We start from the raw sequence: 26,428 nt of genomic DNA, 5'->3' as shown, positions 1-26,428 counted from the left end.
CTCGGGGAGCGCGCTTGTCCACACTCAACAGCCATCGGGCGGGCGAGGCCCACCTCGGGCACGTCATCTTCATCTCCGCCGCCGCCGCGATGGGCGGGTTCCTGTTCGGCTACGACAGCGCGGTGATCAACGGTGCGGTGACGGGCATCCAGAAGCACTTCGCCGTGGGCAACGGCGAAACGGCCTTCGTGGTGGCCATCGCGCTGCTCGGCTCGGCGGCCGGCGCGGTGGCCGCCGGCCGGCTCGCCGACCACCTCGGCCGGGTCCGCACCATGCTGCTGGCCGCCGGCCTGTTCGCGATCAGCGGCCTCGGCTCGATGTTCCCGCCGAGCATCCAGGTGCTGGCCACCTGGCGCGTGGTCGGCGGCATCGCGATCGGCATCGCCTCGGTGATCGCGCCCACCTACATCGCCGAGGTCGCGCCGACCGCCTACCGGGGCCGGCTCGCCTCCTTCCAGCAGATGGCGATCGTGCTCGGCATCACCATCTCCCAGCTCGCCAACTGGGCGATCAACCAGGCCGCCGGAGGTGAGTCCACCGGCCACCTGGGCGGCATCCAGGCCTGGCAGTGGATGCTCGGCGTGGAGACCATCCCGGCCCTGGTGTACGGGCTGATGGCGCTCGCCATCCCGGAGTCGCCGCGCTACCTGATCGCCGACCACCGGGAGGACCAGGCCCGCAAGGTGCTGCGCGAGGTGGAGGGCGAGGACGTCGACCTGGACGCCCGGGTCGCGGAGATCCGCGCGGTGCTGGAGTCCTCGCACAAGCCCCGGCTCAAGGACCTGCTCGGCGGGCGGTTCGGCCTGCTGCCGATCGTCTGGGTCGGCATCGGGGCCTCGGTGTTCCAGCAGTTCGTCGGCATCAACGTGATCTTCTACTACTCCTCGTTCCTCTGGCAGTCGGTCGGCATCAACGAGTCCAACTCGCTGCTGATCAGCCTCTCCACCTCGATCATCAACGTGATCGGCACGGTGATCGCGATGGCGCTGGTGGACCGGATCGGCCGCAAGCCGCTCGCCCTGGCCGGCTCGATCGGCATGGCGCTCGCGCTGGGCACCGCCGCCTGGGCGTTCTCCTACCGGCAGGGCACGGGGGACACCGCCACCCTCGACAACACCCACGCCACCGTCGCCCTGATCGCGGCACACGTCTTCGTGCTCTGCTTCGCCTTCTCCTGGGGCGTGGTGGTCTGGGTCCTGCTCGGCGAGATGTTCCCCAACCGGATCCGCGCGCTCGCGCTGTCCGTCGCCGCCTCGGCCCAGTGGATCGCCAACTGGGCGATCACCGTCAGCTTCCCCAACCTCGCCGACTGGAACCTGTCGGCGACGTACGTCATCTACGCGGCCTTCGCACTGCTCTCCATCCCGTTCGTGGCCTTCTGCATCAAGGAGACCAAGGGCCGCGCCCTGGAGGAGATGGGCTGAGCCCGCCCCCGTCGAGTCCCCGCCGCATCCGGCCCGACCCCCCGCGAGGAACCCATGCCTGACCAGGGCGGCTCCCGGCAGAACGTCGCCTTCCCGAGCAACGGCCGTACCGCGCACGGGTACCTGGCCCGCCCGCCCCAGGGCGTCGGGCCGGGCCTGGTGGTGGTGCAGGAGTGGTGGGGCCTCACCCCGCACGTCGCGACGATGGCCGACCGCTTCGCCGCGGAGGGCTTCACCGTGCTGGCCCCCGACCTGTTCGGCGGCGCCACCACCCACGACCGCACCGAGGCGGCCCGGCTCACCCGCGAGCTCCCGGTCGAGCGGGCCGTCGAGGACCTCTCCGGGGCCGTCGACCACCTGCTCGCCCTGGAGGGCGTGGTCGGCGACGCGGTCGGCGTGGTCGGCTTCTGCATGGGCGGCGGCTTCGCCCTGCTGCTGGCCGCCCGGGAGGGCGACCGGGTCGCCGCGGTGGTGCCCTTCTACGGCCTCCCGCCCGACCCGGACTTCGACTACCGGGGCCTGACCGCCCACGTCCTGGGGCACTTCGGCGAACTGGACGGCTCGATCCCGATGGCCGCCGTCGACGAGGCCGCGATCCGGATCGGCGAGGCCACCGACGTCCGCCCCGAGATCCACTTCTACCCGGCCGGCCACGCCTTCATGAACGACGAGAACCCGCTCGGCACCTACGACCCGCTCCAGGCCGCGACCGCCTGGCGCCGCACCCTCACCTTCCTCTGGGGCCACCTGGGCTGAGCCCGTCCCGGCCGCGAAAACCCGATGGACAGCTGTACGAACCGCGGCCATAGTCTCCAGGTGCCGACCCGACTCCCGCGCCCCCGCCGCCTCGCCTGGGCGAGCCGCAACTTCCGCATCCAGACCGCCGCCACCGTGGTCAGCGGCCTCGGCAACGCCGGCGCCCCCATCGCCACCGCCTTCGCCGTGCTCGGCCACGGCGGCACCACGTCCGAGGTCGGCTACGTCACCGCCGCCCGGCTGCTGCCCACCGTCCTGCTCCTGGTGGTCGGCGGCGCCCTCGCCGACCGGATGCCCCGGCACCACCTCATGGTCGCCGCCAACCTGTTCAGCGGCCTGTCCCAGGTCGTCCTGGCGGCGCTGGTGCTGTCCGGGGACATCCGGCTCTGGCAGCTGATGCTGCTCTCCGCCGCCGGCGGCGCCGGGTACGCGCTCTACTCCCCCGCCTCCGGCGGCATGATGCTGCAGGCCGTCGCCCCGGAACACGCCGCCCGGGCCTTCTCGGTGTTCCGGATGGGCCAGAACGCCTCCCAGATCGGCGGCGCCGCGCTCGGCGGCGCGCTCACCGCCGCCGTCGGCCCCGGCTGGGTGCTCGCCCTGGACGGCGCCTGCTTCCTGGTCGCCGCCTCGCTCCGGTTCTTCCTGGAGGCCGAGCAGGCGCCCGCCCCGCAGGGCCACAGCATGCTGCGCGACCTGCGGGAGGGCTGGCGGGAGTTCGCCTCCCGCCGCTGGCTCTGGGTGGTCGTGGCGCAGTTCTCCGTCCTGGTCGCCTGCATCGGCGCGGTCGAGTCGGTGTACGGGCCGACGGTCGCCAAGGAGCGCCTCGGCGGGGCGTCCGACTGGGGTCTGGCGATGGCCGCCTACGGCGTCGGGCTGGTGGTGACCGGCGTGCTGATGGCCCGCTGGCGGCCCCGCCGGATCCTGCTGGTCGGCAACTGGGGGGTGTTCCTGTTCGGCGTGCCCGCCCTGGCGCTGGCGGCGGAGGCACCGCTGCCGCTGCTCGCCCTCGCGATGTTCCTGTCCGGGGTCGGCGTCACCGTCTTCGGCGTCAACTGGATGATCGCGCTCCAGCAGGAGATCCCCGAGGAGATGTTCTCCCGGGTCGCCGCGTACGACGAGCTCGGCTCCTTCTCGCTGTCCCCGATCGGCATCGCGCTGGCCGGCCCGGCGGCCACGGTGCTCGGCCTCTCGGGCGCGCTGTGGGCCTGCGCCGTCGTCTGCCTGGTGCTCAGCGCGGTCGTGCTGCTGGAGCCTCAGGTCCGCCGACTGGCCCGCAGGAGCACCGCCGACGCACCGGTGGCCGCCGCCGAGCCGGTGGCCGCGCCGTGAGCGCCCCGTGCGCCCCGCGTGCGCCCGGCCGTACGCAACCACTGGTACGCCAGGTTCGTCCGACCAGGTAAGTCACACCACCGTCTCTGGGGGGCCACTGGTGCCGAAGCCTCTGTTGTTCCTGGACGTCGACGGGGTGCTCAACCCGGTCTGCCCGCACCCGGACGCCGGGTTCGACACCCACACCCTGCTCGGCTACTCGGTGCTCCTCTCCGCCCGGCACGGCGCCTGGCTCCGCGAGCTGGCCGGCACCTACGAACTCGTGTGGGCCACCACCTGGGAGGAGCACGCCAATGCGCACATCGCCCCGGCCATCGGCCTGCCCGCCCTCCCGCTGGTCCGCTTCACCGGCGACGTCCCGCAGCCCGGTGACCCGCACGTCCCGCTGATGGAGCTGCTCTCGGCCCGCAAGTGGGCCCCGCTGCTGCGCTACGCCGCGGGCCGCCCGTTCGCCTGGGTGGACGACGTCATCCCGCCGCGGCTGGTCCGCAACTCCCTCTGGCGCCGCGACCGCCTGCTGCTGCCGATCGACCCGGGCCCGGGCCTGGAGCGCCGGCACGTCGACCGCCTGCTCGCCCGGCCGCCGCGCACCCCGGCCGGCCGCCTCCCGCTCAGGGGGTCGGCAGCCAGCTGACGTGCCCGGCGAGCAGCGCGTACCCGACGAAGGCCACCGTGTCGATCAACGCGTGCGCCGCGACCAGCGGCATCACCCGCCCCCAGCGCCGGTACAGCAGGCAGAACACCGCCCCCATCACCATGTTGCCGACCAGCCCGCCGACCCCCTGGTACAGGTGGTACGAACCGCGCAGCACCGAACTCGCCACCACCGCCGCCGGCCACGACCAGCCCAGCTGCCCGAGCCGGCGCAGCAGGTAGCCGAGGACGACGACCTCCTCCAGGGCGGCGTTCTGCCACGCGGAGAGCACCAGCACCGGGACCCGCCACCACACGTCCGGCAGCCCGGACGGCGCCACCGTCAGGTTGTAGCCGGCCGCCTGCGAGGCCAGGTACAGCACCAGCCCGGAGCCGCCGATCGCAGCCGCCACGGCGGCGCCCCGGCCGAGGTCGCGCAGCTTCTGCCCGAGGTCGAAGCCGAGCACCCGAAGCGCGGCGCCCTCGCGCACCAGCAGGTACCCGACCAGCACCACCGGCATCAACCCGCGCCCGATGTAGTACAGCTGCCACACCAGGTCCAGCCAGGGCCGACCGGGCGCCCGCGAGCCGTTCAACGTGGCGACCTGCTGGCCGAGTTGGATCGGTTCGGTGAGCGAGGCCGCGAAGCTGATCAGCGCGCTGACGCCACTGGCCCCGAGGGAGAGGCCGAGGACGATCAGCAGTTCCACGCCGAGCAGCCGGCGCGTGGGCTTCGCGGTCTCCGGTGCGGTCGGGAGGGTGGTCACGGGCGGCTCCAGCGGGGCGGGCGTCGCTCCGGCCGTCGGCCGACCGCCGGAGCGATCATCCTGACACAGCGGTCCGGCTACCCGACCGGCCAGGTGTGCACCGGCTCGCCGGTGCGCATGTGCTCGATGTAGCGCCTGGTCATCGCGGCGAGCGCGGCCGGGCGGTCCATCCCGTACTGCTCGCGCAGCCGGTGGAAGGTCGCGCTCTGCCAGGCCGCGCCGTTGGTGCGGCGCAGGCAGCGCTGCTCGATGATCCCCAGGTAGCGGTCCCGGTCGGCGGGCTCCACGCCCCACTCGTCCAGGCCCTGGTGGGCCATCGGCAGCAGTTCGTTGAGCACCAGGTCGACGGCGGACACCGTGGTCAGCCCGCCGCCGCGGCCCGCCCGGCCCGCCCGCGGCCACTGGAACACCGCGTCGATGCCGTAGCGGGCGCCCTGCCGGAAGTTCTCGTCGGCCCGCTCGAACGGCAGCCTGGTCCAGACCGGCCGGGGCTGCTCGGCGAGCACCCGGACCAGCCCGTAGTAGAAGGCGGCGTTCGCGAGCGTGTCGGCCACCGTCGGCCCGGCCGGCAGCGCCCGGTTCTCCACCCGCAGGTGCGCGATCCCGCCCGCGATGTCGTACACCGGCCGGTTCCAGCGGTAGATCGTGCCGTTGTGGAGCCGCATCTCGGCGAGCCGGGGCGCGCCGCCGGAGGAGAGCACCTTCATCGGGTCCTCGTCGTCGCAGATCGGCAGCAGGGCGGGGAAGTACCGCAGGTTCTCCTCGAACAGGTCGTACGCCGAGTCCACCCAGCGCTCGCCGAACCAGGTGATCGGCCGGACGCCCTGCGCCTTGAGTTCCGCCGTACGGGTGTCACAGGCCTGCTGGAACAGCACCGGACGGGTCTCCCGCCACAGCTCCCGCCCGAACAGGAACGGCGAGTTGGCACCGAGCGCGAGCTGCGCCCCGCAGATCGCCTGGGCCGCGTTCCACACCGAGGAGAAGCGTTCCGGGGTCACCTGCAGGTGCAGTTGCAGGGAGGTCGCGGCGGCCTCGGCCACCATGGTGATGGTCTCCAGCTGGAGGTGTTCGACGCCCTCGATGTCCAGCGCGATGTCCTCGCCGCGGGCGGCCAGGATCTGGTCGCTGAGCAGGCTGTAGCGCGGGTTGTGGGAGATCGCGTCCAGGCCGGTGTGACCGTGCTCCAGGGTCGGCAGGATCCCCACCATGACGATCCGGGCACCGGCCTCGGCGGCCCGCCGGTCGGCGTAGCGCAGCCCGGTGTCGAGCTCCTCGCGCAGGTCCTCGAAGACGTGCCCGCACAACCGGTGCGGCACGATGTTCACCTCGACGTTGAACTGGCCCAGTTCGGTCTGGAAGTCGCTGGAGCCGATCGCGCTCAGCACCTGCGCGTTGCGCAGCGCCGGCAGGCCGTCCTCGTCGGCCAGGTTGAGCTCGATCTCCAGGCCCATGACCGCCCGCGGCCGGTCGAACCGGTCCTCGCGCAGCATCCGCCCCAGCGCGTCGAGGCAGGCCTGGAGCTTGCGCCGGTACAGCTGCCGGTCCGCCAGATCAGCCCGAGTCGCCACGACCTTCTCGCCCACGGTCCCCTCCTCCTGAGACACCGGCCGACCCGACCGTGCAAGCATCATGCCCACCTCGAAGATCGATACCCGAATGCTTGTACTGGCTTGCAATGCAAGGAAACTGACGGATATTCAGCAGATCTGCCGACTTGCCCGGCGCCACCGCCTGTGATAAACAGGTCACCCTGCGCACCTGTTCGATAGAATTCGCACTGCGCTCCGGCCGGCCCGCTCCGCCTCGAAACCCTCGTCGACGGCGGCGACCGCGCCGGCACCGCGATCATGCACAACCGGACACGGCCAGGTCCCGTCACCGATGACACACCGCGCCACGCCGGTATGCCGCACTCGCACGCCGATCTCGCACGGAGAGGCGGACCCCGCCATGACTCTGCAGACCCCCCAGCCCCCGCCGAGCGCCCTGCGCGCCGTCCTGGCCGCACTCGACTCGGAGACCGCGCTGCGCCAACCCGCCGCCGCAGCACTGCGCCATCCGGTCGGCCCGCTGCTCCCCGCGCACCCCCTCGCCGTCCACGTCCTGGACGGGCCGCGCCCGGAGCTGCCCGCCGCCCGCCGGACGGGCTGGCGCTTCCTGATCAAGGACGGCGCCGAGGTCGCCGCCGCCGCCGAGGTCGTCCAGGCCGTCGAGGGCCACACCTTCTCGCACTTCACCGCCGGCCCCTACCTCGACTCGACGGTCCGGGCGCTGCGCCAGGCCTGGCAGCTCGCCCAGGGCTCCCGGTCCCGCCAGCAGCCCCGACTGCTGACCTTCCCCGGGCAGTACGCGACGGCACTGTGGCTGCACAGCCCCGACGCCGGCCCGGCCGCCGACCAGCTGATCCCGCTGGCCCCGGCCCCGCTCGGCGTCACCGCGCACCGCGCCTACCCGGCCGCCGAGCTGCTGCCGCTGCTCGCCCGGGCGCCGCTCGCCAAGCCACTGCTGCTCGGCTCCTCCTGAGCCGGCCCCACGCCGACGGGCCACCGGGCCAGCACCCGGTGGCCCGTCGGCGCGCGTGTCACCCTCATCCGCCCGAACCACCCGGACGGGCCATCCGCCCTGACCTCCTCGGGCCATGCCGCAGCTGACCCATCGGTGCGCCCTTTCCCGCCGGACCCACCTGAACGGGTGATCTCTGCCCGGGAGTTGTGGCGCATGTCACGAAATCCCTGCGCGCGCGTCCACAGATGCCGACACTGGGAACCAGCGTGGAAGGACCACCTGTCCTACCCACTTGAGCGCCGGTCAACACCTGGTCGGCGCGCGGACAGGATCCGGCTACCGCGGCGGCTCCCGACGGCTCCGCCGGCGGCCGCACCACGGGGGAGGATCGCAGAGCGAAGCGAGGGTACGCATGTGCCAGCACCGTCCTGAGTGCCCGTCGGCCGAGTGCGAGGACCGCGAGGCTGCCGTCACGGTGGCCTGCCACCCGGAGCAGGGCTGGAGCCTGCTCTGCAACGGCGTCGTGCTGTTCGAGGACACCGGAGAGCTGCTGCCCGACGGCCGGGTGATCGCGCCGCGCCGCACCGTCGCCCACGCGGCCTGACCGCACCGGCGGGGGCAGCCGCCGGACGACGACAACGGGCAGGGCCCCGACGGTACGTGCCGTCGGGGCCCTGCCGTACGTCCGGTCCGGATCAGACGCCGTACTCCTCCAGCGGCGGGCAGGAGCAGACCAGGTTGCGGTCGCCGTACGCGCCGTCGATCCGGCTGACCGGCGGCCAGTACTTGTCCGCCGGGTTCACGCCCGCCGGGAAGACCGCCTCCTGTCGCGAGTAGCCGTGCGCCCACTCGCCGGCCAGCTCGGCGGCGGTGTGCGGGGCGTTGCGCAGCGGGTTGTCCGCGGCCGCCCACTCGCCCGAGCCGACCTTGTCGACCTCGGCCCGGATCTCGATCATCGCGTCGCAGAACCGGTCGATCTCGTGCAGGTCCTCGGACTCGGTCGGCTCGATCATCAGCGTGCCGGCCACCGGGAAGGACATCGTCGGCGCGTGGAAGCCGTAGTCGATCAGGCGCTTGGCGATGTCGTCCACCGTCACGCCCGTCTCCTTGGTCAGCGGGCGCAGGTCGATGATGCACTCGTGCGCGACCAGCCCGCCGGGGCCGGTGTAGAGCACCGGGAAGTGCGGTGCCAGCCGCTTGGCGATGTAGTTGGCGTTCAGCACCGCGACCTGGGTCGCGCGCTTGAGGCCCTCGCCGCCCATCAGCCGGACGTACGCCCAGGAGATCGGCAGGATGGCCGCCGAGCCCCACGGCGCCGCCGAGATCGGGCCGACCCCGGTGGCCGGGCCGGCCTCCGGCTGCAGCGGGTGGTTCGGCAGGTACGGCGCCAGGTGGGCGCGCACCGCGACCGGGCCGACGCCCGGGCCGCCGCCGCCGTGCGGGATGCAGAAGGTCTTGTGCAGGTTCAGGTGCGAGACGTCCGCGCCGAACTTGCCCGGCTTGGCGAGGCCGACCAGGGCGTTCAGGTTGGCACCGTCCACGTACACCTGGCCGCCGGCCTCGTGCACCAGGGCGCAGATGTCGGTGATCTGGGTCTCGTACACGCCGTGGGTGGACGGGTAGGTGACCATCAGCACGGAGAGGCTGTCCCGGTGCTGCTCGATCTTGGCCTTCAGGTCCTCGACGTCCACGTCGCCGTCGACCAGGGTCTTCACCACGACCACGCGCATGCCGGCCATCACCGCGGAGGCCGCGTTGGTGCCGTGCGCGGAGGACGGGATCAGGCAGACGTCGCGCTCGGTGTCGCCGTTGGCGTGGTGGTAGGCGCGGACGGCCAGCAGGCCGGCCAGCTCGCCCTGCGAGCCCGCGTTCGGCTGGATCGAGACGGCGTCGTAGCCGGTCACCTCGACCAGCTGGCGCTCCAGCTCGCGGATCAGGCTGAGGAAGCCCTGGGCCTGCTCGATCGGCGCGAAGGGGTGCAGCTGGCCGAACTCCGGCCAGGTGACGGCCTCCATCTCGGTGGTCGCGTTGAGCTTCATGGTGCAGGAGCCCAGCGGGATCATGCCGCGGTCCAGCGCGTAGTCCCGGTCCGACAGGCGGCGCAGGTAGCGCAGCATGGCGGTCTCCGAGCGGTGGCTGTGGAAGACCGGGTGGGTCAGGTACTCGTCCTGGCGCAGCAGCGCGGCCGGCAGCGCGTCGGCGCCCTCGGCGACCTCGACCGCGGAGACGCCGAACGCGGCCCAGACGGCGGCCAGGTGCTCGCGGGTGGTGGTCTCGTCGGTGGAGACCGAGATCCGGTCCGCGCCGTCCTGGTGGACGTTGACGCCGTTGGCGCTGGCGGCGGCCGCGATCTCGGCGGCACGGCCCGGGACGACGGCGGTGACGGTGTCGAAGAACTCGCCGTGCAGCAGCTCGACGCCGCCGGCCCGCAGGCCCTCGGCGAGGGCGGCGGCGTAGCGGTGGGTGCGGCGGGCGATGTCGGCCAGGCCGTCCGGGCCGTGGTAGACGGCGTACATCGAGGCCATGACGGCGAGCAGCACCTGGGCGGTGCAGATGTTGCTGGTGGCCTTCTCGCGGCGGATGTGCTGCTCGCGGGTCTGCAGCGCCAGGCGGTAGGCGCGGTTGCCGTCGGAGTCGACCGAGACGCCGACCAGGCGGCCGGGCAGCGAGCGGGCGTACTCGGCGCGCACCGACAGGTAGCCGGCGTGCGGGCCGCCGAAGCCCATCGGCACGCCGAAGCGCTGCGAGGTGCCGCAGGCGATGTCGGCGCCGAGCGAGCCCGGCGAGGCGAGCAGGGTCAGCGCCAGCAGGTCGGCGGCGACCGCGACGATCGCGCCGAGGCCGTGCGCCTGCTCGATGACCGGGGCGAGGTCGCGGACCACACCGGTGGCGCCCGGGTACTGGAGCAGCACGCCGAAGACGCCGCGCTCGGCGATCTCGGCCGGGATGCCCTCGGACAGGTCGGCGACGACGACCTCGACACCGGTCGGCACCGCGCGGGTGTTGATCACCGCGGTGGTCTGCGGCAGGGTCTCGGCGTCGACCAGGAAGACGCCACCCTTGACCTTGGTGACGCGGCGGGCGAGCGCCATCGCCTCGGCGGCCGCGGTGCCCTCGTCGAGCAGCGAGGAGCCGGAGGTCGGCAGGCCGGTCAGGTCGGAGACCAGGGTCTGGAAGTTGAGCAGCGCCTCCAGGCGGCCCTGGGAGATCTCCGGCTGGTACGGCGTGTAGGCGGTGTACCAGGCCGGGTTCTCCATGACGTTGCGCAGGATCACCGGCGGGGTGAAGGTGCCGTAGTAGCCCAGGCCGATCATCGGCTGGAGCACCTGGTTGCGGCTCGCCAGCTCGCGCAGTTCGGCGAGCACCTGCGCCTCGCTGCGGCCGCCGGGCAGGTCCAGGCCGGTGATGGAGCGGATCGCCTCGGGAACGGCGGTGGCGGCGAGCTCGTCCAGCGAGCCGTAGCCGATGGACGCCAGCATCTTCTGCTGCGCGGCGTCGTCGGGGCCGATGTGGCGGTTCTCGAAGGGGCTGGCCAGCTCAAGCTCGGTGAGGGTCGAGGCGCCGGTGGGGCGTCCCGCGTTCGGCTGGGCGTTCATGGTGGTCGAGGCCTCCTGGTCACGGACCGGCGGGGGTGCGCACGCCGGCCGGCCGGAGCCGCTGCGGACAGCGATTCGACCCGGGCGGGCGAACCCGACAGGCCTCCCCCTCTGTCATCGGGACCTGAGAGCTTCACCCGCACGGCGCGCTGTGGCACGCCGCCGGCTTGCACCGTCGGTGAGGGTGGTGGCCGTCGGCTCCCTGCCGACGGTCCTGCCCTGCTTTCCAGAGTGACCTACCCCACACGGTACGGATGCCTGAGAGATTCCGGGGAGGAGTTGCTCCTTCGGCGCCCCGACCAGCGCTTTCCGTGGCCGGGGACTCTCCCGAGCGGGCTCGGCGGTCGCCGCCCAGGGTACCAGCGGCAGGCCCCCTGATCACGGCCGCGTCGGGTCACTCCGGGTCTACGCGCGTCCCCCGGACGGTCCAGCCCGAAGCCCGTCCGGCGCACCCCGGTCGCGCCCGTCCGATTCATGGCCTTTGGTGTGAAGTGGCAGGCGGAACGGGTGCTCCGGCCACGGTCCTGCGGGAGTTCCGCAGGCGCAGCGCACTGGAGGAAAGAGTGCAAACCGACATCGATCCCCGGGACCTCATCGGCCACAAGGCGGTCGACCGCAACGGAGACAAGATCGGCACGGTCGACGAGGTCTACCTGGACGACGCCACCGGCCAGCCGGAGTGGGCAGCCGTCCGGACCGGCATCTTCGGCCGGGACGCCTTCGTCCCGCTCACCACCAGCGAGTTCTCCGGCGACGAGCTCCGGGTGCCGTACGACAAGTCGCTGGTGAAGGAGTCGCCGGACTTCGGCGTCGGCCAGCACCTGTCGCCCGCCCAGGAGCTCCAGCTCTACCGCTACTACGGCCTGGACACCCCGGCGAACGGCCGGCCGGTCGGCCGGGACGCCGACCGGCCCGTCGGCCGGGACGGCGACCGGCCCATCGGCCGCGAGGACGACCGACCGGCGCGGCCCGACCTCGACTTCGGCACCACCTCGGCGGCCGAGCCCGTGAAGCCCATCACCTTCCACTCCCTCGGCCCCGCCCCGACCACCCCTGCCGACCCCACCGGCACCGCGACGGAGGTCAACGTGCGGACCCTCAACACCCCCGCGCCCGCAGCAGCCCCCACGACGACCGAGCCCAAGCCGCAGCCCGCCCCGGTCGTGACGACCGCCGCGACCACGAACTCGGTCATGGCCGCGCCGGTCTCGGAGCGCTCGACCGGCCCGGCCACCTCGTCCCCCAACGGCCCGGTGGAGATCACCTGCCGCGAGGAGCGCCTGGACATCACCACGGACTGGCACATCGTGGGCACCGCGAAGCTGCGCAAGTACGTGACCAGCGAGCAGGTCGAGCGCCGCGTCCCGGTGGTCCGCGAGCGCGTCCGGGTGGAGCGGATGCCGGTGAGCGAGGCCGAGCGCGCCTCGCTCACCGAGAAGGAGATCGCCGAGGCGGTGGAGGAGGTCACCCTGCGCGAGGAGCGCCCGGTGGTCCGCAAGTACCTCACCCCGATCGAGCGGGTCCGCCTGGTGGTGGAGCGCTACACCGCCGAGGAGGTGATCCGGGACGAACTGCGCCGCGAGCACGTCGAGGTCCACGACAACACCGCCGCCGCCCCGGCGACCCCGGCAGCCACCCCGGTGGCCGAGACCCCCCGCCCGGCCGTGCTGCGCCCGTTCGCCTGACCCTCGCCCCCAGGGCCCCGGACCCCTCGGTCCGGGGCCCTCGGCATGCCCCGTCCCGGTCGCCGCCCGGCCGGAATCCTTCGATTTTGCCAAAGCGTCACCAATGGATATTTGACACTCTGAAGTATCTCCCGGCATGGTTACTTCAGTTCATTCACTATGTACGGGAGGAAGCAACCGTGAGTGAGGCACCACAGCCCACCACCGCGGCCGAGAAGCAGAGCAGCGCCCGGGTCCTGCCGGCCCTCATCCTGGCGATGCTGTCGTTCAGCGTGGTGCAGACCGCGGTCGTCCCGATCCTGCCCTCGCTGGCCAAGGAACTGAGCGTCTCCGCGTCCAGCATCACCTGGCTGATGACCGCCAACCTGCTCTCCGCCGCCGTGCTGACTCCCCTGCTGGGCCGCTTCGGCGACCTCCGGGGCCGTAAGCCGATGCTGCTGATCTCGCTGGCCGGTCTGGTCGCCGGTTCGGCACTGGCGGTCAGCACCCACTCCTTCACCTGGCTGGTCGTCGCCCGCGTCCTTCAGGGCGCCGGCGGTGGCGTGCTCCCGCTGGCGATCAGCATCGTCCGCGACGAGCTGCCCAAGCAGAAGGTGACCGGCGGCGTCGCCGCCATCAGCGCCTCGATGGGTGTCGGCTCCGGCCTCGGCCTGGTCGCGACCGGTCTCCTGCTGGAGCACTGGAGCTACAAGTCGATCTTCTGGATGGGCCTGGTCTTCGGCCTGATCGCGGTCGCCCTGGTCGCGTTCCGCGTCCCGTCCGACCCGGTCACCGACAAGGAGGGCGGCGCCGACCCGCTCGGCGCCCTCACCCTGGCCGGCTGGCTCTCCGCCCTGCTCGTCGCGGTCAGCCAGGGCAACCACTGGGGCTGGACCTCGACCAAGACCCTCGGCCTGTTCGCCGTGGCCGCCGTCGTCGCCCTGATCTGGGGGGTCATCGAGACCAAGGTCGCGCACCCCCTGGTGGACATGAAGATGATGTCCCGTCCGGCCGTCGCCTTCACCAACCTGGCCGGCCTGCTGATCGGCTTCGGCATGTACGGCTCGTTCATGGTGATCAGCAACTTCGCCCAGACCCCGGAGAAGCTCACCCACTACGGCTTCACCGCGACCGTCCTGCACGCCGGTCTGCTGCTGCTGCCGTCCGCGATCGGCTCGATGGTGGCGGCTCCGGTCGGCGCGATGCTGATCGCCCGCCGCGGCCCGCGCCTGCCGCTGGTCCTCGGTGGCGTCCTGGGTGCCGTCGCGATGGCCTACCTGGCCGTGCGGCACAGCCACGAGGGCGACATCTACACCTCCTCGGCGATCTTCGGCCTGGGCATCGGCCTGGCGTTCTCCGCGATGCCGGCCTACATCAACGGCGCCGTCCCGGTGGAGCAGAGCGGCATCGCCAACGGCATGAACGCCGTGCTGCGCACCGTCGGTGGCGCGATCGGCACCGCCGTGATGGCCGCCATCCTGACCGGCGACACCATGAAGCTGCCGCCGCAGATCCCGCTGCTGCTGCCCACCCTGGACGCCTACAAGCACGCGTTCTGGGTCGCGGCCGTCGTCTGCGCCGTCGCCGGCGTCGTCCCGTTCCTGATCCGCGGCACCAAGTCGGCCGCCACCGTCGTCGCCTCGGGCGGCGCGGCCGAGCGGAACTCCAGCCCCGAGCTGGCCAAGACCGACGCCTGACCAGGCGTCCGGCCGCCGCGCTCAGGGACAGGGCGCGGCGGCCCGGCCTTCGGACGGTCGCGAGGGCATCACGACCGCACGAAGTCCGGCACGGTATGCGGCCCCAACCGGTACTCCCCCCCACCGGTTGGGGCCGCTTCGCGTTTCACACCCCCGGCGCCCCCGTCTCCCCCGGCGCCTCCGTCCCCCCGGGTGCCCCCGTCTCCTCCGGCCCCTCGGCCCCCCACAGCGGCAGCGGACGGGCCGGTTCCAGCGCCGGATCGTCCACCGCGAAGGTCCGGATGCGCCCCGGCCCGCTCCACGGCGTCTCGAACCGCACGGTGACCCGCCCGACACCGCTGCCCTGCACCCACCCGGGCCCCAGCTCGGCATGGCGGACGTCCTGCCCGGGCATCCAGCGGCGCGGCGCGGCCGCCTCCGGCTCCTCCTCCGCCGCCTCGACCTCCGCCTCCGCGTGCTCGGCCGCCTCCTCCCGCAGGGCCTGCGCGAACAAGTCCTCCTGGGTGTAGTCGGCCAGCTGGGCGACCCCCACCCCGAGCAGCCGCACCCCGCCGGTGATGTCCACCTGGGAGGCCAGCCGGCGCGCCGTCTCGATGACCACCGCCTCGTCGTCGGTGGGCCCGCGCAGCGTCTCCGAACGGGTCAGCGTCGAGAAGTCGAACCGCCGGACCTTGAGCACCACCGTCCGCCCCGACCGCCCGGCCGCGCGCAGCCGCCGCACGCACCGGGCGGCCAGCACCTCCACCTCGCGCAGCACCCGATCCCGGTCGGCGAGGTCCACCTCGAAGGTGTCCTCCACCGAGACCGACTTGGCGTCCTGATCGGCCACCACCGGCCGGTCGTCCAGCCCTATCGACATCTGGTGCACACCGGCGCCGTGCGCCCGCCCGAGCAGCTGCACCAGTTCGCCCTCCCCCGCCTCGGCGAGGTCCGCCACGGTGTTCAGTCCGGCCCGCCGCAGCACCTGCTCGGTGGCCGGCCCGATCCCGGGCAGCGCCCGGACCGGCATCGGGCCGAGCACGGCCCGCTCCTGCCCGGGTTCGATCAGCACCAGCCCGTCCGGTTTGGCCTGCTCGGAGGCGATCTTCGCCATCAGCTTGGAGCCGGCGGCCCCGACCGACCCGGTCAGCCCGGTGCGCCGCTGGATGTCCGCCCGCAGGTCCTCCGCCAGGGCGAGCACCAGCCGCTCCCCGGTCTCGTGGTCGGACTCGGCCAGCACCGGACCGTAGGGGCCGGCCTCCAGGTCGACGAAGGCCTCGTCCAGGCTGAGCGGCTGCACCAGCGGCGACAGCTCGCGCAGCAGACCCATCACGAGCTCGCTGACCTGCCGGTAGGCCTCGAACCGGCCGCTCAGAAAGGCCGCGTTGGGGCAGAGCCGGCGCGCCTGCGCCATCGGCATCGCCGAGTGCACCCCGAACCTCCGCGCCTCGTACGAGGCGGTGGAGACCACCCCGCGCCCGCCGAGCCCGCCGACGACCACCGGTTTACCGCGCAGGCTCGGCTTGGCCGCCTGCTCCACCGCCGCGAAGAAGGCGTCCATGTCGAGGTGGATGATGCTCGGCAGTGATCGCACCCGCCGATCATCCCGCAGGGGTCCGACAATGCGTACGAACCCGCACAGGGCCCAGGTCCTGTCCCTAGCGCTGCGCCGCGTCCGCCAGAGCCTTCGGGATGCCGTCCTCCCGGGGGCCGAGGAACAGCGGGTCCGGCCGCAGCCAGGCGTTGACCGCCGCCTTGCCCGCCCCGGGGATCTCCCGCAGCCCGCCGTACAGCCAGGTGCCGTCGTGCGGTTCCGGCACCCCGACCGCGTACGCGTCGATGCCCGCCGCCTCGCACAGGGCCAGCGCCCGGCGGACGTGGAAGTCCTGGCTGACCAGCACCGCCCGTTCCACCCCGAAGACCCGCCGGGCCCGGGTGCAGGAGTTCCAGGTGTCGAAGCCCGCGTAGTCGCCCACCACCCGGACCGCCGGCACCCCGTGCTCGATCAGGTACGTCCGCATCGCGTCCGGCTCGTCGTAGCTGTCCCGGCCGTTGTCGCCGGTCACCAGGATCGCCTGCACCTTCCCCGCCCGGTACAGGTCCAGCGCCGCGCTCAGCCGGTGCTCCAGGTACGGCGACGGCTTGCCCTGGTCCAGCCCGGCGCCGAAGACCACCGCGACCGGCGCGGTCGGCACGCTGGCCACCGTGCCGACCCGGTCCCCGGCCGAGCACCACAGCCACGCGCTCGGCGCCAGCGCCAACGAGCAGAGCACCGTCGCCGCTTGGAAGGCCCTGCGCTGCACGGGCCGCCGCCGGAACCGGACCTTCAACAGCCCGCCCCGACGCCGCAGCAGACCCGCTATCCCGGTGCCGAACCCCACGTGCCCTCCCTCGATCGCCTCACCAGGCGCAACGACGAGGCCGCGGGCCCGGACGGTTCCCCGTCCGGGCCCGCGGCCTCGTCAGTTCTGCGGTCAGACCGCCCGGTTGCGCCGCTGGGCCAGCTCGTCGGACGGGTCATGGCCGACCAGCGTCTCGCCGGTGTCGGTGCGCTCCGCGTGCAGCCGCCCGAGCGTGAGCTCCAGCTCCCGCCAGACCACTCCCACCGCGATGCCGAACACCCCCTGACCGCCCTTCAGCAGGTCCACCACCTGCTGCGGCGTGGTGCACTCGTACACCGTGGCGCCGTCGCACATCAGCGTCATCCCGGCCAGGTCGCCCTGCTCGGCCGCCTGCAGATGGGCGACCGCCACCCGGATGTTCTGCAGCGAGACGCCCGCGTCGAGCAGCCGCTTCACGATCTTCAGCAGCAGGATGTCGCGGAAGCTGTAGAGCCGCTGGCTGGTGGCCGGGTACGCCGAACGGACGCTGGGCTCCAGCAGTCCGGTCCGGGCCCAGTAGTCCAGCTGGCGGTACGTGATGCCGGCCGCCGCGCAGGCCGTCGGACCGCGGTAGCCGATCAGTTCGGACGTCGGGGCCAGCCGCTCGATGGCGGGCTGACCCGGCTGCACGGCCGGGAACCTGCCCACCCGGGGCAGGTCCGTCACGGTGCGAGCGGTGCGCGGCAGGTGCACGGCACACAGGCCTCCCACGGCCGTGCCATCGCCGGTGCTGCTCATGCCTGCCTCCGTCCACTGGTGCTGCGGGCAACCCGAACTGCGGGCATCGGTCACCCGGACAGCCACTCCTGACGGTAGGCAGTCCCCTATGACCCGTCAACGATCGCCACGCCGGGCCAGCCAAACCACATCACTCAGGAGAGTGGTTTTTCGTGCCCCTAGTGTGGGTAGGTCGACGGTTTTTGGCAAAACGGCAAGCCAAACAACGGCCTGACCTGTAGGGAAATCCGGTCCGCGCTACTGCGGACCGCTGCCCCCGAAGTCCTCGGGCGACACCTGGTCGAGGAACTCGCGGAACTTCTCGACCTCGTCCTCCTGCTCGTCCGGGATCGCGATGCCCGCCTCGGCGAGCACCTCCTCGCTCCCGTAGATCGGAGTGCCGGTGCGCAGGGCCAGCGCTATCGCGTCGGACGGCCGGGCGCTCACCTCGACCCCGCCGGTGAAGACCAGCTCGGCGTAGAAGACGCCCTCCCGCAGGTCGGTGATCCGGACCTCGGTGAGCTGCTGCCCGAGCGCCTCCAGGACGTCCTTGAACAGGTCGTGCGTCAGCGGGCGGACCGGCGTCATGCCCTGCTGGGCGAAGGCGATCGCGGTCGCCTCGCCGGGACCGATCCAGATCGGCAGGTACCGATCGCCCCCGACCTCCCGCAGCAGCACGATCGGCTGGTTGGAAGGCATCTCCACTCGGACACCCACGACGTCGAGCTCATTCACACAGGCAACCCTATGGCTCAGGCCCCGGATATGAAAGCGCAGGGCCGACGCCCCTGGTCAGCGCGCTGCACCGCGGTCAGCCGGGGCCCTGGGCGGACAGCCGCAGGAACCCCGCAGGAACCCCGCGGGGACGCTATCCGCGGCCGCGCAGACCGGCCTGGACCATCGCCGCGTGCAGCCGCACGGACAGTGTCGCCAGCTCCCGCGCAGTGGCCTCGGCATGGGCCCTGGTCTGCGGGTTCCGGTGCCGGCGCAGCGGCGCCACCACCTGTTCCACCAGCGCGATCTCCCGGTCCGCCGCGGCCTTCATGGCCCGCAGGTGCCGCGGTTCCAGCCCGTACCGGCCGAGTTCCGCGACCAGCCGGGCCACCTGCAGCGCCTCGCCGTCGTACCCGCCGTCCGGGCCCGGCGCGACCAGACCGTAGGACTCCCACTCGGAGAGCTCGCGCTCCCCGGACTCGGCGGCCGCCAGCAGTTCGGCACGCCCCAGCCGGACTCCGGACGGGACGTCGGCCGAAGCCCCCAGCTCCCGGTCCGCCTCCTCCACGGGCCCGGGCCGGGTGTCGGCGGACGGCAGCGCGGGCGGTGCCTCACCGCGCTCGATGGCGTCCAGGTGCTCGCGGATCACCCGCAGCGGCAGGTAGTGGTCACGCTGCATCCGCAGGACGTAGGCCAGCCGCTCGACGTCGGCCGGACTGAACTTGCGGTACCCCGAGGGCGTGCGCTGCGGCTCGACCAGGCCCTCCGCCTCCAGGAACCTGATCTTGGAGATGGTGACCTCGGGGAAGTCGTCGCGCAGGAAGGTCAACACCGCGCCGATGCTCAGCAGCTCGTCACCGCCGCGCCGCCGCCCACCCGGCCGGTCCGGGCGGATCGGCTGCCTGGGGCCCGCGACCACCCCGCGCCCGCCGCGGTCCGCCTGCGGACCGGACGATGCGGGGGTGGCCGCCCCGAGAGAAGATGAAGGGGTATTCGTACTCACTCGGGCTCCTACCGACGTTGGGTTCAGTACCCCCGGTTGTGGCCGGCGAAGAACACCAGCCGGTACTTCCCGATCTGCACCTCGTCACCGTTGTTCAGCGACACCTCGTCGATCCGCTCCCGGTTGACGTAGGTGCCGTTGAGGCTGCCGACGTCCGCGACGCTGAACCCGGCCCGCGTCCGGCGGAACTCCACGTGGCGCCGCGAGACCGTGACGTCGTCCAGGAAGATGTCGCCCTGCGGGTGACGGCCGGCCGTGGTGACGTCCGAGTCCAGCAGGAAGCGGCTGCCCGAGTTCGGACCGCGCTGGACGATCAGCAGGGCCGAGCCCGGCGGCAGCGCGTCGATCGCCGACAGCACCTCGGCCGACAGGGCCGGCGTGGCGCCGGTGCCGGTCGTGGTGTTGGGGTCGTACGACTCCAGGCCGGAGATGGAGATGGTCGACGTGGTCTCCGCCGCCCCCTCCGGAAGCAGGCCACCGCGCAGGGCCGTACCGCAGTTGGAGCAGAACCGGGCCGCGGCCGGGTTCTGGTTGCCGCACCTGGGGCACGGAGTGGGGCCAGCCATGTTCACAGCCTCCTGGCGCGGCACACCCGACGGGTTGTGCCCGGCGTACGGGTCCGGGGCAAACCCTCCACCAGAGCTTGAGGGTCCTGACTGGAAACCTATGCGCGGGTCGCCGGAAGGGTCAACCGACGCGCCGTAGCCCACCGGATTCCCGGCGTACTGGGCGGCCGCGCCGTCCCGGAACAGCTGCTGCTCGGCGTACGCCGCCCCCTCGGGGGCGGGGCGCATGCCCGGCACGGCGGCCTCGTCCTCGGGCCGGCGGTGCCGCGCGGTGGGCGCCTCGACGGAGGCCGCGCCACGGCCCTTGTTACGACCGAACAACTTCGAGAAGAAACTCACGGGCGAATCCCCTTGCGTGTGACAGACCCGCCCGCGGGGCAGGGTGAGAACCTCGGACAGGCTGCGGGCCCGGTTGCGGACCGGGCCTGCTGGAGTGGTACTCCGACGGTCGGTACTGCGATTGGTGCTCCGGTGCGTGCTGGTACGACCCAGTCTCGCCCACGCGACGGCGGCGCCCCGCACCGGGTGCCGCCCGCGGGTGACGGGCTGTTCGTCGGGCGCCCCGTCACTTCGAAGCCGGCTTGGCGTACTGCGGCGTCTTCAGATCCACGAGGGCGTCGACGACCACCTTCTGCTGCTGGGTGATCGTCGCCCGAGCCTGGTGACTCTCCAGAGTACGGACGACACCCCCCGGGATGTTCAGCGCGGGTGTCAGATCCTGCGGGTTCCCCACGACGGTGAACCGATAGGGCTGCGAGACCTTCTTCCCGTCGATCTGCACCCCGCCGCCCGACACGTCGGTGAAGTAGGTGTTGACCACCACGCGCACATCGTTGATCTGAATCGCCTCCGCCCCCGCCGCTCGAAGTTCTTGCAGGGTGTCCAGCAGCATATCTGCCTTCACCTGCCCTTGGGGATCATCGACCGTGAGTACGATGCCCGGACCAGTGGCTTTGACGGTACCGGCGAGCACGCCGAGCTCCGTCGCCTTCTTCCTGGTTTGTTCCTGGGCCTCCTTGGCCTGGTTGGAACTGTTCTCCAACTTGGCCAGGGACTGCTCCAACTCCGCCTTCTCCTGCTGAAGACGCTGCTGGCGGCTGTCCAGTTCGTCGAGGATGCGCACCAGGTCCTCCTGGCGGGCCCCGCGGAGCTGGCTGTGGTGGTCGTTGGTCGACCGCACCTGGATCGCCAGCCCCAGGCCGAGCGAGAACAGCAGCAGCGCCACCACCAGCTGCCCGCGCGACATCCGCGGCGGCCACAGGGCCGCCTTGAGGCGCCGCCGCCCCGCACTGCGGTCCACCGCTGCCGGCTCCGCCACGGGCTCGGACGCAGGCTCGGACTCAGACGCAGGCCCGAGTTCAGACACAGGCCCGGGCTCAGGCGCCGCGGCCTTCGCGAGCCGCACCACGGGCGCGGGCGCCGCCTCCGCATCAAGCTCAGGCTTAGCGTCAGACTTCGCCGCAGCCCGCTCCTCGGGCTCCTCCACCGCCGCTACGGGCCCCTCGGCCCTCTCCGGCTCCTCGGTCTGGTCGGCCTGGTCGGCGTGCTGGACCTCTCCGGCCCCGACCACCGGCTCGACCGGGCCCGCCTCGGCCGCCGACTCCGGCCCTGGCGCCTCGGCAGCCCGCTCCAACGCCTTCCCGCCGCCGTCCGCGTGCTCCTCCGCCGCCCCGCGGCCCGGCTCAGGCGCGGAAGACATGGCGCCGAATCGCGGCCGCGTTGGAGAAGATGCGGATGCCGAGGACGACGACCACACCCGTGGACAGCTGCGAGCCGACGCCCAGCTGGTCACCGAGGAAGACGATCAGTGCCGCGACCACCACGTTCGACAGGAACGAGACGATGAACACCTTGTCGTTGAAGATCCCGTCCAGCATCGCCCGGACGCCGCCGAACACGGCGTCCAGCGCCGCCACCACCGCGATCGGCAGGTACGGCACGACGGCGTCCGGCACCTCGGGCTGGACGAAGAGTCCGACGACCACCCCGATCACGAGACCCAGTACGGCAATCACGGTCTAGCTGCTCCTGTCCCTGCGGACGACGACCCGGTCGGGGCCGTCGTGGACGAGTGGGCTGTCGTGGTCTTCGCGGACCCGCTCGGCGTACGCCGCCCGGTGCCCGCAGACGGTGAAACGGACGCGCTCGGACTCCCGGAGGTTCCGGCGGTGGGTGACGGCGTCGGGGTGACCGAAGCCGCCGACGAGGACGCCGGGGGCGAGGGCTCGGACGTGACCGGCTGGGCGGTCCGCAGCGTCACACCCACCGCGGCCGGCAGCGTCAGGCTCTTCTGCGCGGACATGGTCGACTTGATGCCGTACTTCTCCTGGAGCAGCCGCAGGTACTGCCCGGCCATGTCGTTCTCGAAGGCGGTGAGCAGCTTCGGCCCGTCGCCGATCGCCTGGATGTTGTACGGCGGGACGAGCGGCCGGTTGTCCACCAGCACCGCCTCGCCCGCGGCCCGGACCGCCGAGAGCGCGGTGAGTCGCTGGCCGTTGATCGCCACGGCTTCCGCGCCGGATCCCCACAGGCCGTTCACCACCAGCTGGAGGTCGCGGTCCCGCAGCCGGCCGCTGTTGGAGAAGCCCTGCCCGGCCCGCGGGTCGACGTTCCCCCCGCCACCGGTCCCCGCCGCGTCCTCCAGGACCAGCTTGACGCCCGGCCCCGCGACCTCGCCGAGGCCCACCGCGCCGGTCAGACCGCCCTCGTCGCCGTCGCCCGTGGCGAGCGCCTGCTGCTGCGTGCTCTCGACCTTGCGCCGCAGGTCCTGCACCTGCTGCTGGAGGTGGTCGGCCGAGCCGTTGGTGTCGTTGATCCGGTGGATCAGCGCGTCCCGCTCCTTGGCCAGCGTCGGCTCCGCCTTGTGCGCGTTCACCGCGCCGACCGTCACCACGACCCCGGCCAACGCCAGCCCGGCGCCCAGCGTGAGCAGGCCTCGGACCGTCCTGGGTATCCGGCTGTCGTGGTCTCCGCCCCGCGCCGCGGCCGCCTCGGCGTAGCCCTCGTCGAGGCTGTGGTCCATGACGTTGGTCAGCAGGGACATCGAGGCGTCCGGACGGTTGTACCGTCCGTTCGGGGCACTCGGCGTCGGCGTCGCTGGCATGCGGACCATCGTCCCACGTCGGCGAAGGGGCCCACGCACACCCCCTGAGCTGCACACACGACACAAAGTGACGGATCATTGCGAACAGTGTGAAATCGGACAGCGGGGCGCGCGGACCATGCCGCGCGCCCCGACCGTCAGGACCGTCGGACGATCAGGCCGGTGTCGTCACCGCCCGGCCCCGTCGACCACCGCCGCCCACTCGTCCAGCAGCGCCTCGGTCGCCTCGTCGTCCGGGCCCTCCGCCCACAGGTGGGTGGTCGCCTCGGCCGGGTCCGGCAGCACCAGCGTCCAGCGCCCGTCCGCCTCGACGACCCGGACGCCGTCGGTGGTGTCCAGCCTCCGACTGCCGGCCGCCTCGACCACCGAGCGCATCACCATGCCCTTGGCCGCCCACGGCGTCGCCAGGTCCCGGCGACGGATGTGCGCCTGCGGGATCCGCGCGTCGATCTGGCTCAGCGTGAGCTGGGTCCGCGCCACCAGGCCGACCAACCGCACGAAGGCCGCGGCCCCGTCCAGCACTCCGCTGAACTCCGGCACCACGAACCCGCCGCGCCCGTCCCCGCCGAACACCGTGCCCTCGGTGGCGGCCGCCTTCGCCAGGTCGTCCGGCGTCGTCGTGGTCCAGATGACCTGGGTGCCGTGGTACGCGGCGACCTGCTCGGCGATCCGGGTCGTGGTCACCGGCAGCGCCACCTGCCCGCTGCGCCGCTCGGCCGCGACCAGGTCCAGCAGCACCAGCAGTGCCCGGTCGTCGTCGATCACCCGGCCCAGTTCGTCGACGAACGCGACCCGCTCGCCGACCGGGTCGAAGCGGACGCCGAAAGCCGCCCGGGAAGAGGCCACCAGCTCGCCGAGCCTGGCCAGCCCGGCCCGCCGCTCCTCCGCGTCCTCCGTCGGCCGCGCCTCGTCCAGCCCGCTGGAGACGGTGAGCGCCTCCACTCCGAGCCGCCCGAGGATGCTCGGCAGAACCAGGCCGGCGCTGCCGTGCGCGGTGTCCACGACCACCTTCAGCCCGGCCTCCCGGACCCCGGTGGTGTCGACGGCCCGCAGCAGGTTGCCCGCGTAGGAGTCGAAGACGCTGGACGGGAAGGTCAGGTCCCCGATCTCACCGGGGAAGGCCCGCCGGTACTCCTGGCGCGCGTACACGCGATCCAGCTTGCGCTGGCCGGCCTGCGAGAGGTCGGCCCCGCGCTCGTCGAAGAAGAGGATGTCCAGCGAGTCGGGCACCCCCGGCGTGGTCCGCAGGAAGATCCCGCCCGCACTCCCCCGCGCGGTGTGCTGCCGGGCCACCGGCATCGGCACGTTCTCCAGGTCGCGAACGTCTATGGCCGACGTCTGGAGCGCCGAAATCATCGCCCGTTTGAGCGCACGCGCACCACGCGAGTGGTCACGCGCAATGGTGACGGTCGCCCCCTTCTTCAAGGTCGTGGCGTACGCGCCGGCCAACCGCACGGCCAGTTCCGGGGTGATCTCGACGTTCAGGATCCCCGACACGCCACGGACACCGAACAGGTGCTCCTGGCCGCGGGACTCCCAGATCACCGACGTGTTGACGACGGCGCCGGCCTCGATGGTCTTGAACGGATAGACCCGGACGTTCGCACCGATGATCGACTCCTCGCCGATCAGGCACTCGTCCCCGATCACCGCGCCGTCCTCGATCCGGGCGGCCCGCATCACGTCGGTGTTCTTGCCGACCACGCAGCCGCGCAGATTGCTCTGCGGCCCGATGTAGACGTTGTCGTGCACGACCGCCTTGTGGAGGAAGGCCCCGCGCTTGACCACCACGTTGCTGCCGAGCACGGTGTGCTCGCGGATCTCGACACCGGCCTCGACCTTGGCGTAGTCCCCGATGTACAGCGGCCCGCGCAGCACCGCCTCCGGGTCCACCTCCGCACCCTCGGCCACCCAGACGCCCGGCGAGATCTCGAACCCGTCGAGCTCGACGTCGACCTTGCCCTCCAGGACGTCCGCCTGGGCCTTGCCGTAGCTCTCGTGGGTGCCCACGTCCTCCCAGTAGCCCTCGGCGACGTAGCCGTAGACCCGCTTGCCCTCCTTCAACAATTGCGGGAAGACGTCACTCGACCAGTCGACGGACTCACCTGCTGCGACGTAGTCGAAGACCTCTGGTTCCATCACGTAGATACCGGTGTTCACAGTGTCCGAGAAGACCTGCCCCCAGGTCGGCTTCTCCAGGAAGCGCTCGACCCGTCCGTCGTCGTCCGTGATCGTGATACCGAACTCGAGGGGATTCGGCACCCTGGTGAGACAGACGGTGACCAGTGCGTTCTTGCTGCGGTGAAAGTCGATCAATTCCGAGAGGTCGAAGTCGGTCAGTGCGTCACCGGAGATCACCAGAAAGGAGTCGTCCTTCAACGCGTCCTCGGCGTTCTTGACACTCCCCGCGGTGCCTAGCGGCGTCTCCTCGTGGGCATAGGTCAGATGCATGCCCAGGTCCTCGCCGTCACCGAAGTAGTTCTTGACCAGTGAGGCCAGGAACTGGACGGTGACGACGGTGTCGGAGAGGCCGTGCCGCTTCAGCAGCCGAAGCACGTGCTCCATGATCGGCCTATTGGCCACCGGAAGCAGCGGCTTCGGCATGCTTGAGGTCATCGGGCGGAGTCGGGTTCCTTCGCCCCCTGCCATGACAACGGCTTTCATTACGGGTGCGTCCTCCTTTGCGGTGGTGGACCTACAGGTCCATCAAACCGTTCCAGAGGGATCCCTACCCGGAAGGTATCGTCCGACGCACCGATGCGGCGTGGGACTTCTCTCAGATCACGTCTCAGACTGCGGACGCGGAGCCCGTCGAGCCCGCTCGGGTGATCCGCCTGGCCTGAACCGCGTAAAGAATACCGGCCCACCAGTACAACGTGGTCCCCCACCAGATGAAGGCCCAGCTCACCACCTCGGCCGGCCGCGCGATCCAGCTGTCCACGCTGCCGAGCAGGAGAAGCGGAAACGCGTACATCAGATTGAAGGTCGCGGCCTTCCCCAGAAAACTCACCTGGAGCGGCCCGTAACCGTGCCGGTTCAAAATGGGCAGCAGCGCGCCGATAAACACTTCCCGGGCCAGCAGAATCGCCGTCACCCACCACGGAAGAATCTCACGCCAGGTCAAACCGACCAGCGTGGACAGCACATAGAGCCGGTCGGCCAGCGGATCGAGCAGTTGCCCCACCCGGCTGACCTGCCCCCACCGCCGCGCGAGTTTCCCGTCGAGGTAGTCGCTGACACCGCTCAGCATCAGGATCAGCAGCGCCCAACCATCGTTGTTGGGGCCATCGAAAACCGGCCAGAGAATCAGCCAGAGAAAAAGCGGAACACCGACCAGCCGGCCCATGCTGAGCAGGTTGGGGATGGTGAGGACGCGATCGGTCTGGACCCGCGTCTCCTGGACCTCCACCCGGGGGCCTCCTGTCCCGTGTGATGACAATGCACGTTGACCCTACAACAGAAAAGCCCCCGCCAGGTTCACCCGGCGGGGGCTTCTCTCGAATGATTGTTCGGCGGCGTCCTACTCTCCCACAGGGTCCCCCCTGCAGTACCATCGGCGCTGTAAGGCTTAGCTTCCGGGTTCGGAATGTAACC

At 72.0% G+C, this 26,428-nt stretch carries 22 protein-coding genes, 1 rRNA gene, 1 pseudogene and 1 riboswitch; of the genes and pseudogenes, 9 read left to right on the top strand and 15 right to left on the bottom strand.

Annotated elements, in window-relative coordinates:
* Positions 1-14 precede the first annotated feature (14 nt).
* The 4 genes from ACFWPI_RS16175 (at position 15) to ACFWPI_RS16160 (ending at position 4,143) form a co-directional block, all read left to right on the top strand.
* Positions 15-1,424 (top strand): sugar porter family MFS transporter, encoded by a 1,410-nt coding sequence (locus tag ACFWPI_RS16175; protein WP_380370430.1) that lies wholly within the window; start codon positions 15-17, stop codon positions 1,422-1,424.
* A 54-nt stretch (positions 1,425-1,478) separates the two neighbouring features.
* The gene (locus ACFWPI_RS16170) at positions 1,479-2,180 is read left to right on the top strand and encodes a dienelactone hydrolase family protein (RefSeq protein WP_380370432.1); all 702 of its coding nucleotides are present in this window, start codon (positions 1,479-1,481) and stop codon (positions 2,178-2,180) included.
* Positions 2,181-2,240: 60 nt separating this feature from the next.
* Complete coding sequence (locus tag ACFWPI_RS16165) at positions 2,241-3,509, top strand: MFS transporter (protein WP_380370434.1); 1,269 nt, start codon at positions 2,241-2,243, stop codon at positions 3,507-3,509.
* A gap of 97 nt (positions 3,510-3,606) precedes the next feature.
* Complete coding sequence (locus ACFWPI_RS16160) at positions 3,607-4,143, top strand: HAD domain-containing protein (RefSeq protein ID WP_380370442.1); 537 nt, start codon at positions 3,607-3,609, stop codon at positions 4,141-4,143.
* Here the strand turns inward: ACFWPI_RS16160 and ACFWPI_RS16155 are convergent.
* Positions 4,121-4,909: a CPBP family intramembrane glutamic endopeptidase gene (locus ACFWPI_RS16155; RefSeq protein ID WP_208869123.1), complete on the bottom strand. Its 789-nt coding sequence runs from the start codon at positions 4,907-4,909 to the stop codon at positions 4,121-4,123. The genes ACFWPI_RS16160 and ACFWPI_RS16155 overlap by 23 nt on opposite strands.
* 77 nt (positions 4,910-4,986) lie before the next feature.
* Positions 4,987-6,492, bottom strand: coding sequence for a hypothetical protein (locus tag ACFWPI_RS16150; RefSeq protein ID WP_063350209.1), 1,506 nt, complete (start codon positions 6,490-6,492; stop codon positions 4,987-4,989).
* Between the two features lie 367 nt (positions 6,493-6,859).
* Between ACFWPI_RS16150 and ACFWPI_RS16145 the strand changes: the two genes are divergently transcribed.
* Positions 6,860-7,432, top strand: a complete 573-nt coding sequence (locus ACFWPI_RS16145) for a hypothetical protein (RefSeq protein ID WP_063350208.1) — start codon at positions 6,860-6,862, stop codon at positions 7,430-7,432.
* A 394-nt stretch (positions 7,433-7,826) separates the two neighbouring features.
* Positions 7,827-8,018 (top strand): DUF5999 family protein, encoded by a 192-nt coding sequence (locus ACFWPI_RS16140; RefSeq protein ID WP_063350207.1) that lies wholly within the window; start codon positions 7,827-7,829, stop codon positions 8,016-8,018.
* A gap of 91 nt (positions 8,019-8,109) precedes the next feature.
* Here the strand turns inward: ACFWPI_RS16140 and gcvP are convergent, their stop codons facing one another.
* Positions 8,110-11,010: an aminomethyl-transferring glycine dehydrogenase gene (gene gcvP, locus ACFWPI_RS16135; protein WP_380370438.1), complete on the bottom strand. Its 2,901-nt coding sequence runs from the start codon at positions 11,008-11,010 to the stop codon at positions 8,110-8,112.
* Between the two features lie 236 nt (positions 11,011-11,246).
* Positions 11,247-11,350, bottom strand: a riboswitch (glycine riboswitch).
* 223 nt (positions 11,351-11,573) lie between these two features.
* On the opposite strand from gcvP, the pseudogene ACFWPI_RS16130 reads away from it, so the two are divergent.
* From ACFWPI_RS16130 to ACFWPI_RS16120, 3 genes and pseudogenes are all read left to right on the top strand, one after another.
* Positions 11,574-11,936 (top strand): annotated as a pseudogene (locus ACFWPI_RS16130) (PRC-barrel domain-containing protein); the annotation flags it as partial.
* Between the two features lie 267 nt (positions 11,937-12,203).
* Positions 12,204-12,695 (top strand): DUF2382 domain-containing protein, encoded by a 492-nt coding sequence (locus ACFWPI_RS16125; RefSeq protein ID WP_363377917.1) that lies wholly within the window; start codon positions 12,204-12,206, stop codon positions 12,693-12,695.
* Between the two features lie 179 nt (positions 12,696-12,874).
* Positions 12,875-14,371 (top strand): MFS transporter, encoded by a 1,497-nt coding sequence (locus tag ACFWPI_RS16120; RefSeq protein WP_079136056.1) that lies wholly within the window; start codon positions 12,875-12,877, stop codon positions 14,369-14,371.
* Positions 14,372-14,516: 145 nt separating this feature from the next.
* Here ACFWPI_RS16120 and ACFWPI_RS16115 read toward each other — a convergent pair whose 3' ends face one another.
* The 12 genes from ACFWPI_RS16115 to rrf form a co-directional block, all read right to left on the bottom strand.
* Positions 14,517-15,944 (bottom strand): DNA polymerase IV, encoded by a 1,428-nt coding sequence (locus ACFWPI_RS16115; RefSeq protein ID WP_363377875.1) that lies wholly within the window; start codon positions 15,942-15,944, stop codon positions 14,517-14,519.
* Between the two features lie 64 nt (positions 15,945-16,008).
* On the bottom strand, positions 16,009-16,731 hold the full coding sequence (locus ACFWPI_RS16110) for a vancomycin high temperature exclusion protein (protein ID WP_380424847.1): 723 nt from the start codon (positions 16,729-16,731) through the stop codon (positions 16,009-16,011).
* A gap of 93 nt (positions 16,732-16,824) precedes the next feature.
* Complete coding sequence (locus ACFWPI_RS16105; protein ID WP_063350204.1) at positions 16,825-17,469, bottom strand: MerR family transcriptional regulator; 645 nt, start codon at positions 17,467-17,469, stop codon at positions 16,825-16,827.
* A gap of 237 nt (positions 17,470-17,706) precedes the next feature.
* Positions 17,707-18,183: a bifunctional nuclease family protein gene (locus ACFWPI_RS16100; RefSeq protein WP_063350203.1), complete on the bottom strand. Its 477-nt coding sequence runs from the start codon at positions 18,181-18,183 to the stop codon at positions 17,707-17,709.
* A 133-nt stretch (positions 18,184-18,316) separates the two neighbouring features.
* The gene (locus ACFWPI_RS16095) at positions 18,317-19,009 is read right to left on the bottom strand and encodes a MerR family transcriptional regulator (RefSeq protein WP_208869207.1); all 693 of its coding nucleotides are present in this window, start codon (positions 19,007-19,009) and stop codon (positions 18,317-18,319) included.
* Between the two features lie 179 nt (positions 19,010-19,188).
* On the bottom strand, positions 19,189-20,070 hold the full coding sequence (locus ACFWPI_RS16090) for an FHA domain-containing protein (protein WP_079136055.1): 882 nt from the start codon (positions 20,068-20,070) through the stop codon (positions 19,189-19,191).
* A gap of 226 nt (positions 20,071-20,296) precedes the next feature.
* Positions 20,297-21,430: a DUF881 domain-containing protein gene (locus ACFWPI_RS16085; RefSeq protein WP_380380628.1), complete on the bottom strand. Its 1,134-nt coding sequence runs from the start codon at positions 21,428-21,430 to the stop codon at positions 20,297-20,299.
* Entirely contained in the window at positions 21,414-21,746 is a 333-nt protein-coding gene (locus ACFWPI_RS16080; RefSeq protein WP_030062488.1) for a small basic family protein, read from the bottom strand. The genes ACFWPI_RS16085 and ACFWPI_RS16080 overlap by 17 nt, the downstream gene beginning before the upstream one ends.
* Positions 21,743-22,834, bottom strand: coding sequence for a DUF881 domain-containing protein (locus ACFWPI_RS16075; protein ID WP_380380629.1), 1,092 nt, complete (start codon positions 22,832-22,834; stop codon positions 21,743-21,745). The genes ACFWPI_RS16080 and ACFWPI_RS16075 overlap by 4 nt, the downstream gene beginning before the upstream one ends.
* Before the next feature lie 168 nt (positions 22,835-23,002).
* A complete protein-coding gene (locus tag ACFWPI_RS16070) occupies positions 23,003-25,498 on the bottom strand; it encodes a mannose-1-phosphate guanyltransferase (RefSeq protein ID WP_063350200.1) in 2,496 nt (831 codons plus the stop codon).
* Between the two features lie 124 nt (positions 25,499-25,622).
* Positions 25,623-26,243, bottom strand: coding sequence for a CDP-diacylglycerol--glycerol-3-phosphate 3-phosphatidyltransferase (gene pgsA / locus ACFWPI_RS16065; protein WP_063350199.1), 621 nt, complete (start codon positions 26,241-26,243; stop codon positions 25,623-25,625).
* Between the two features lie 98 nt (positions 26,244-26,341).
* A 5S ribosomal RNA gene (gene rrf, locus ACFWPI_RS16060) occupies positions 26,342-26,428 on the bottom strand; the annotation flags it as partial.

The sequence above is a fragment of the Kitasatospora sp. NPDC058492 genome (genome assembly GCF_042720685.1).
GTDB lineage: Bacteria > Actinomycetota > Actinomycetes > Streptomycetales > Streptomycetaceae > Kitasatospora.
The sequence above is the reverse complement of the archived record's forward strand: the minus strand, read 5'-3'. Positions and strand labels throughout refer to the sequence as shown.

Bases quoted from the DNA above. Each gene is read 5' to 3' on its own strand.
- ACFWPI_RS16170 (WP_380370432.1), top strand. From the start codon at position 1,479: ATGCCTGACCAGGGCGGCTCCCGGCAGAACGTCGCCTTCCCGAGCAAC.
- ACFWPI_RS16140 (WP_063350207.1), top strand. From the start codon at position 7,827: ATGTGCCAGCACCGTCCTGAGTGCCCGTCGGCCGAGTGCGAGGACCGC.
- ACFWPI_RS16075 (WP_380380629.1), bottom strand. From the start codon at position 22,834: ATGCCAGCGACGCCGACGCCGAGTGCCCCGAACGGACGGTACAACCGT.
- ACFWPI_RS16105 (WP_063350204.1), bottom strand. From the start codon at position 17,469: ATGAGCAGCACCGGCGATGGCACGGCCGTGGGAGGCCTGTGTGCCGTG.
- ACFWPI_RS16125 (WP_363377917.1), top strand. From the start codon at position 12,204: ATGGCCGCGCCGGTCTCGGAGCGCTCGACCGGCCCGGCCACCTCGTCC.
- ACFWPI_RS16070 (WP_063350200.1), bottom strand. From the start codon at position 25,498: ATGAAAGCCGTTGTCATGGCAGGGGGCGAAGGAACCCGACTCCGCCCG.
- ACFWPI_RS16085 (WP_380380628.1), bottom strand. From the start codon at position 21,430: ATGTCTTCCGCGCCTGAGCCGGGCCGCGGGGCGGCGGAGGAGCACGCG.
- gcvP (WP_380370438.1), bottom strand. From the start codon at position 11,010: ATGAACGCCCAGCCGAACGCGGGACGCCCCACCGGCGCCTCGACCCTC.
- ACFWPI_RS16145 (WP_063350208.1), top strand. From the start codon at position 6,860: ATGACTCTGCAGACCCCCCAGCCCCCGCCGAGCGCCCTGCGCGCCGTC.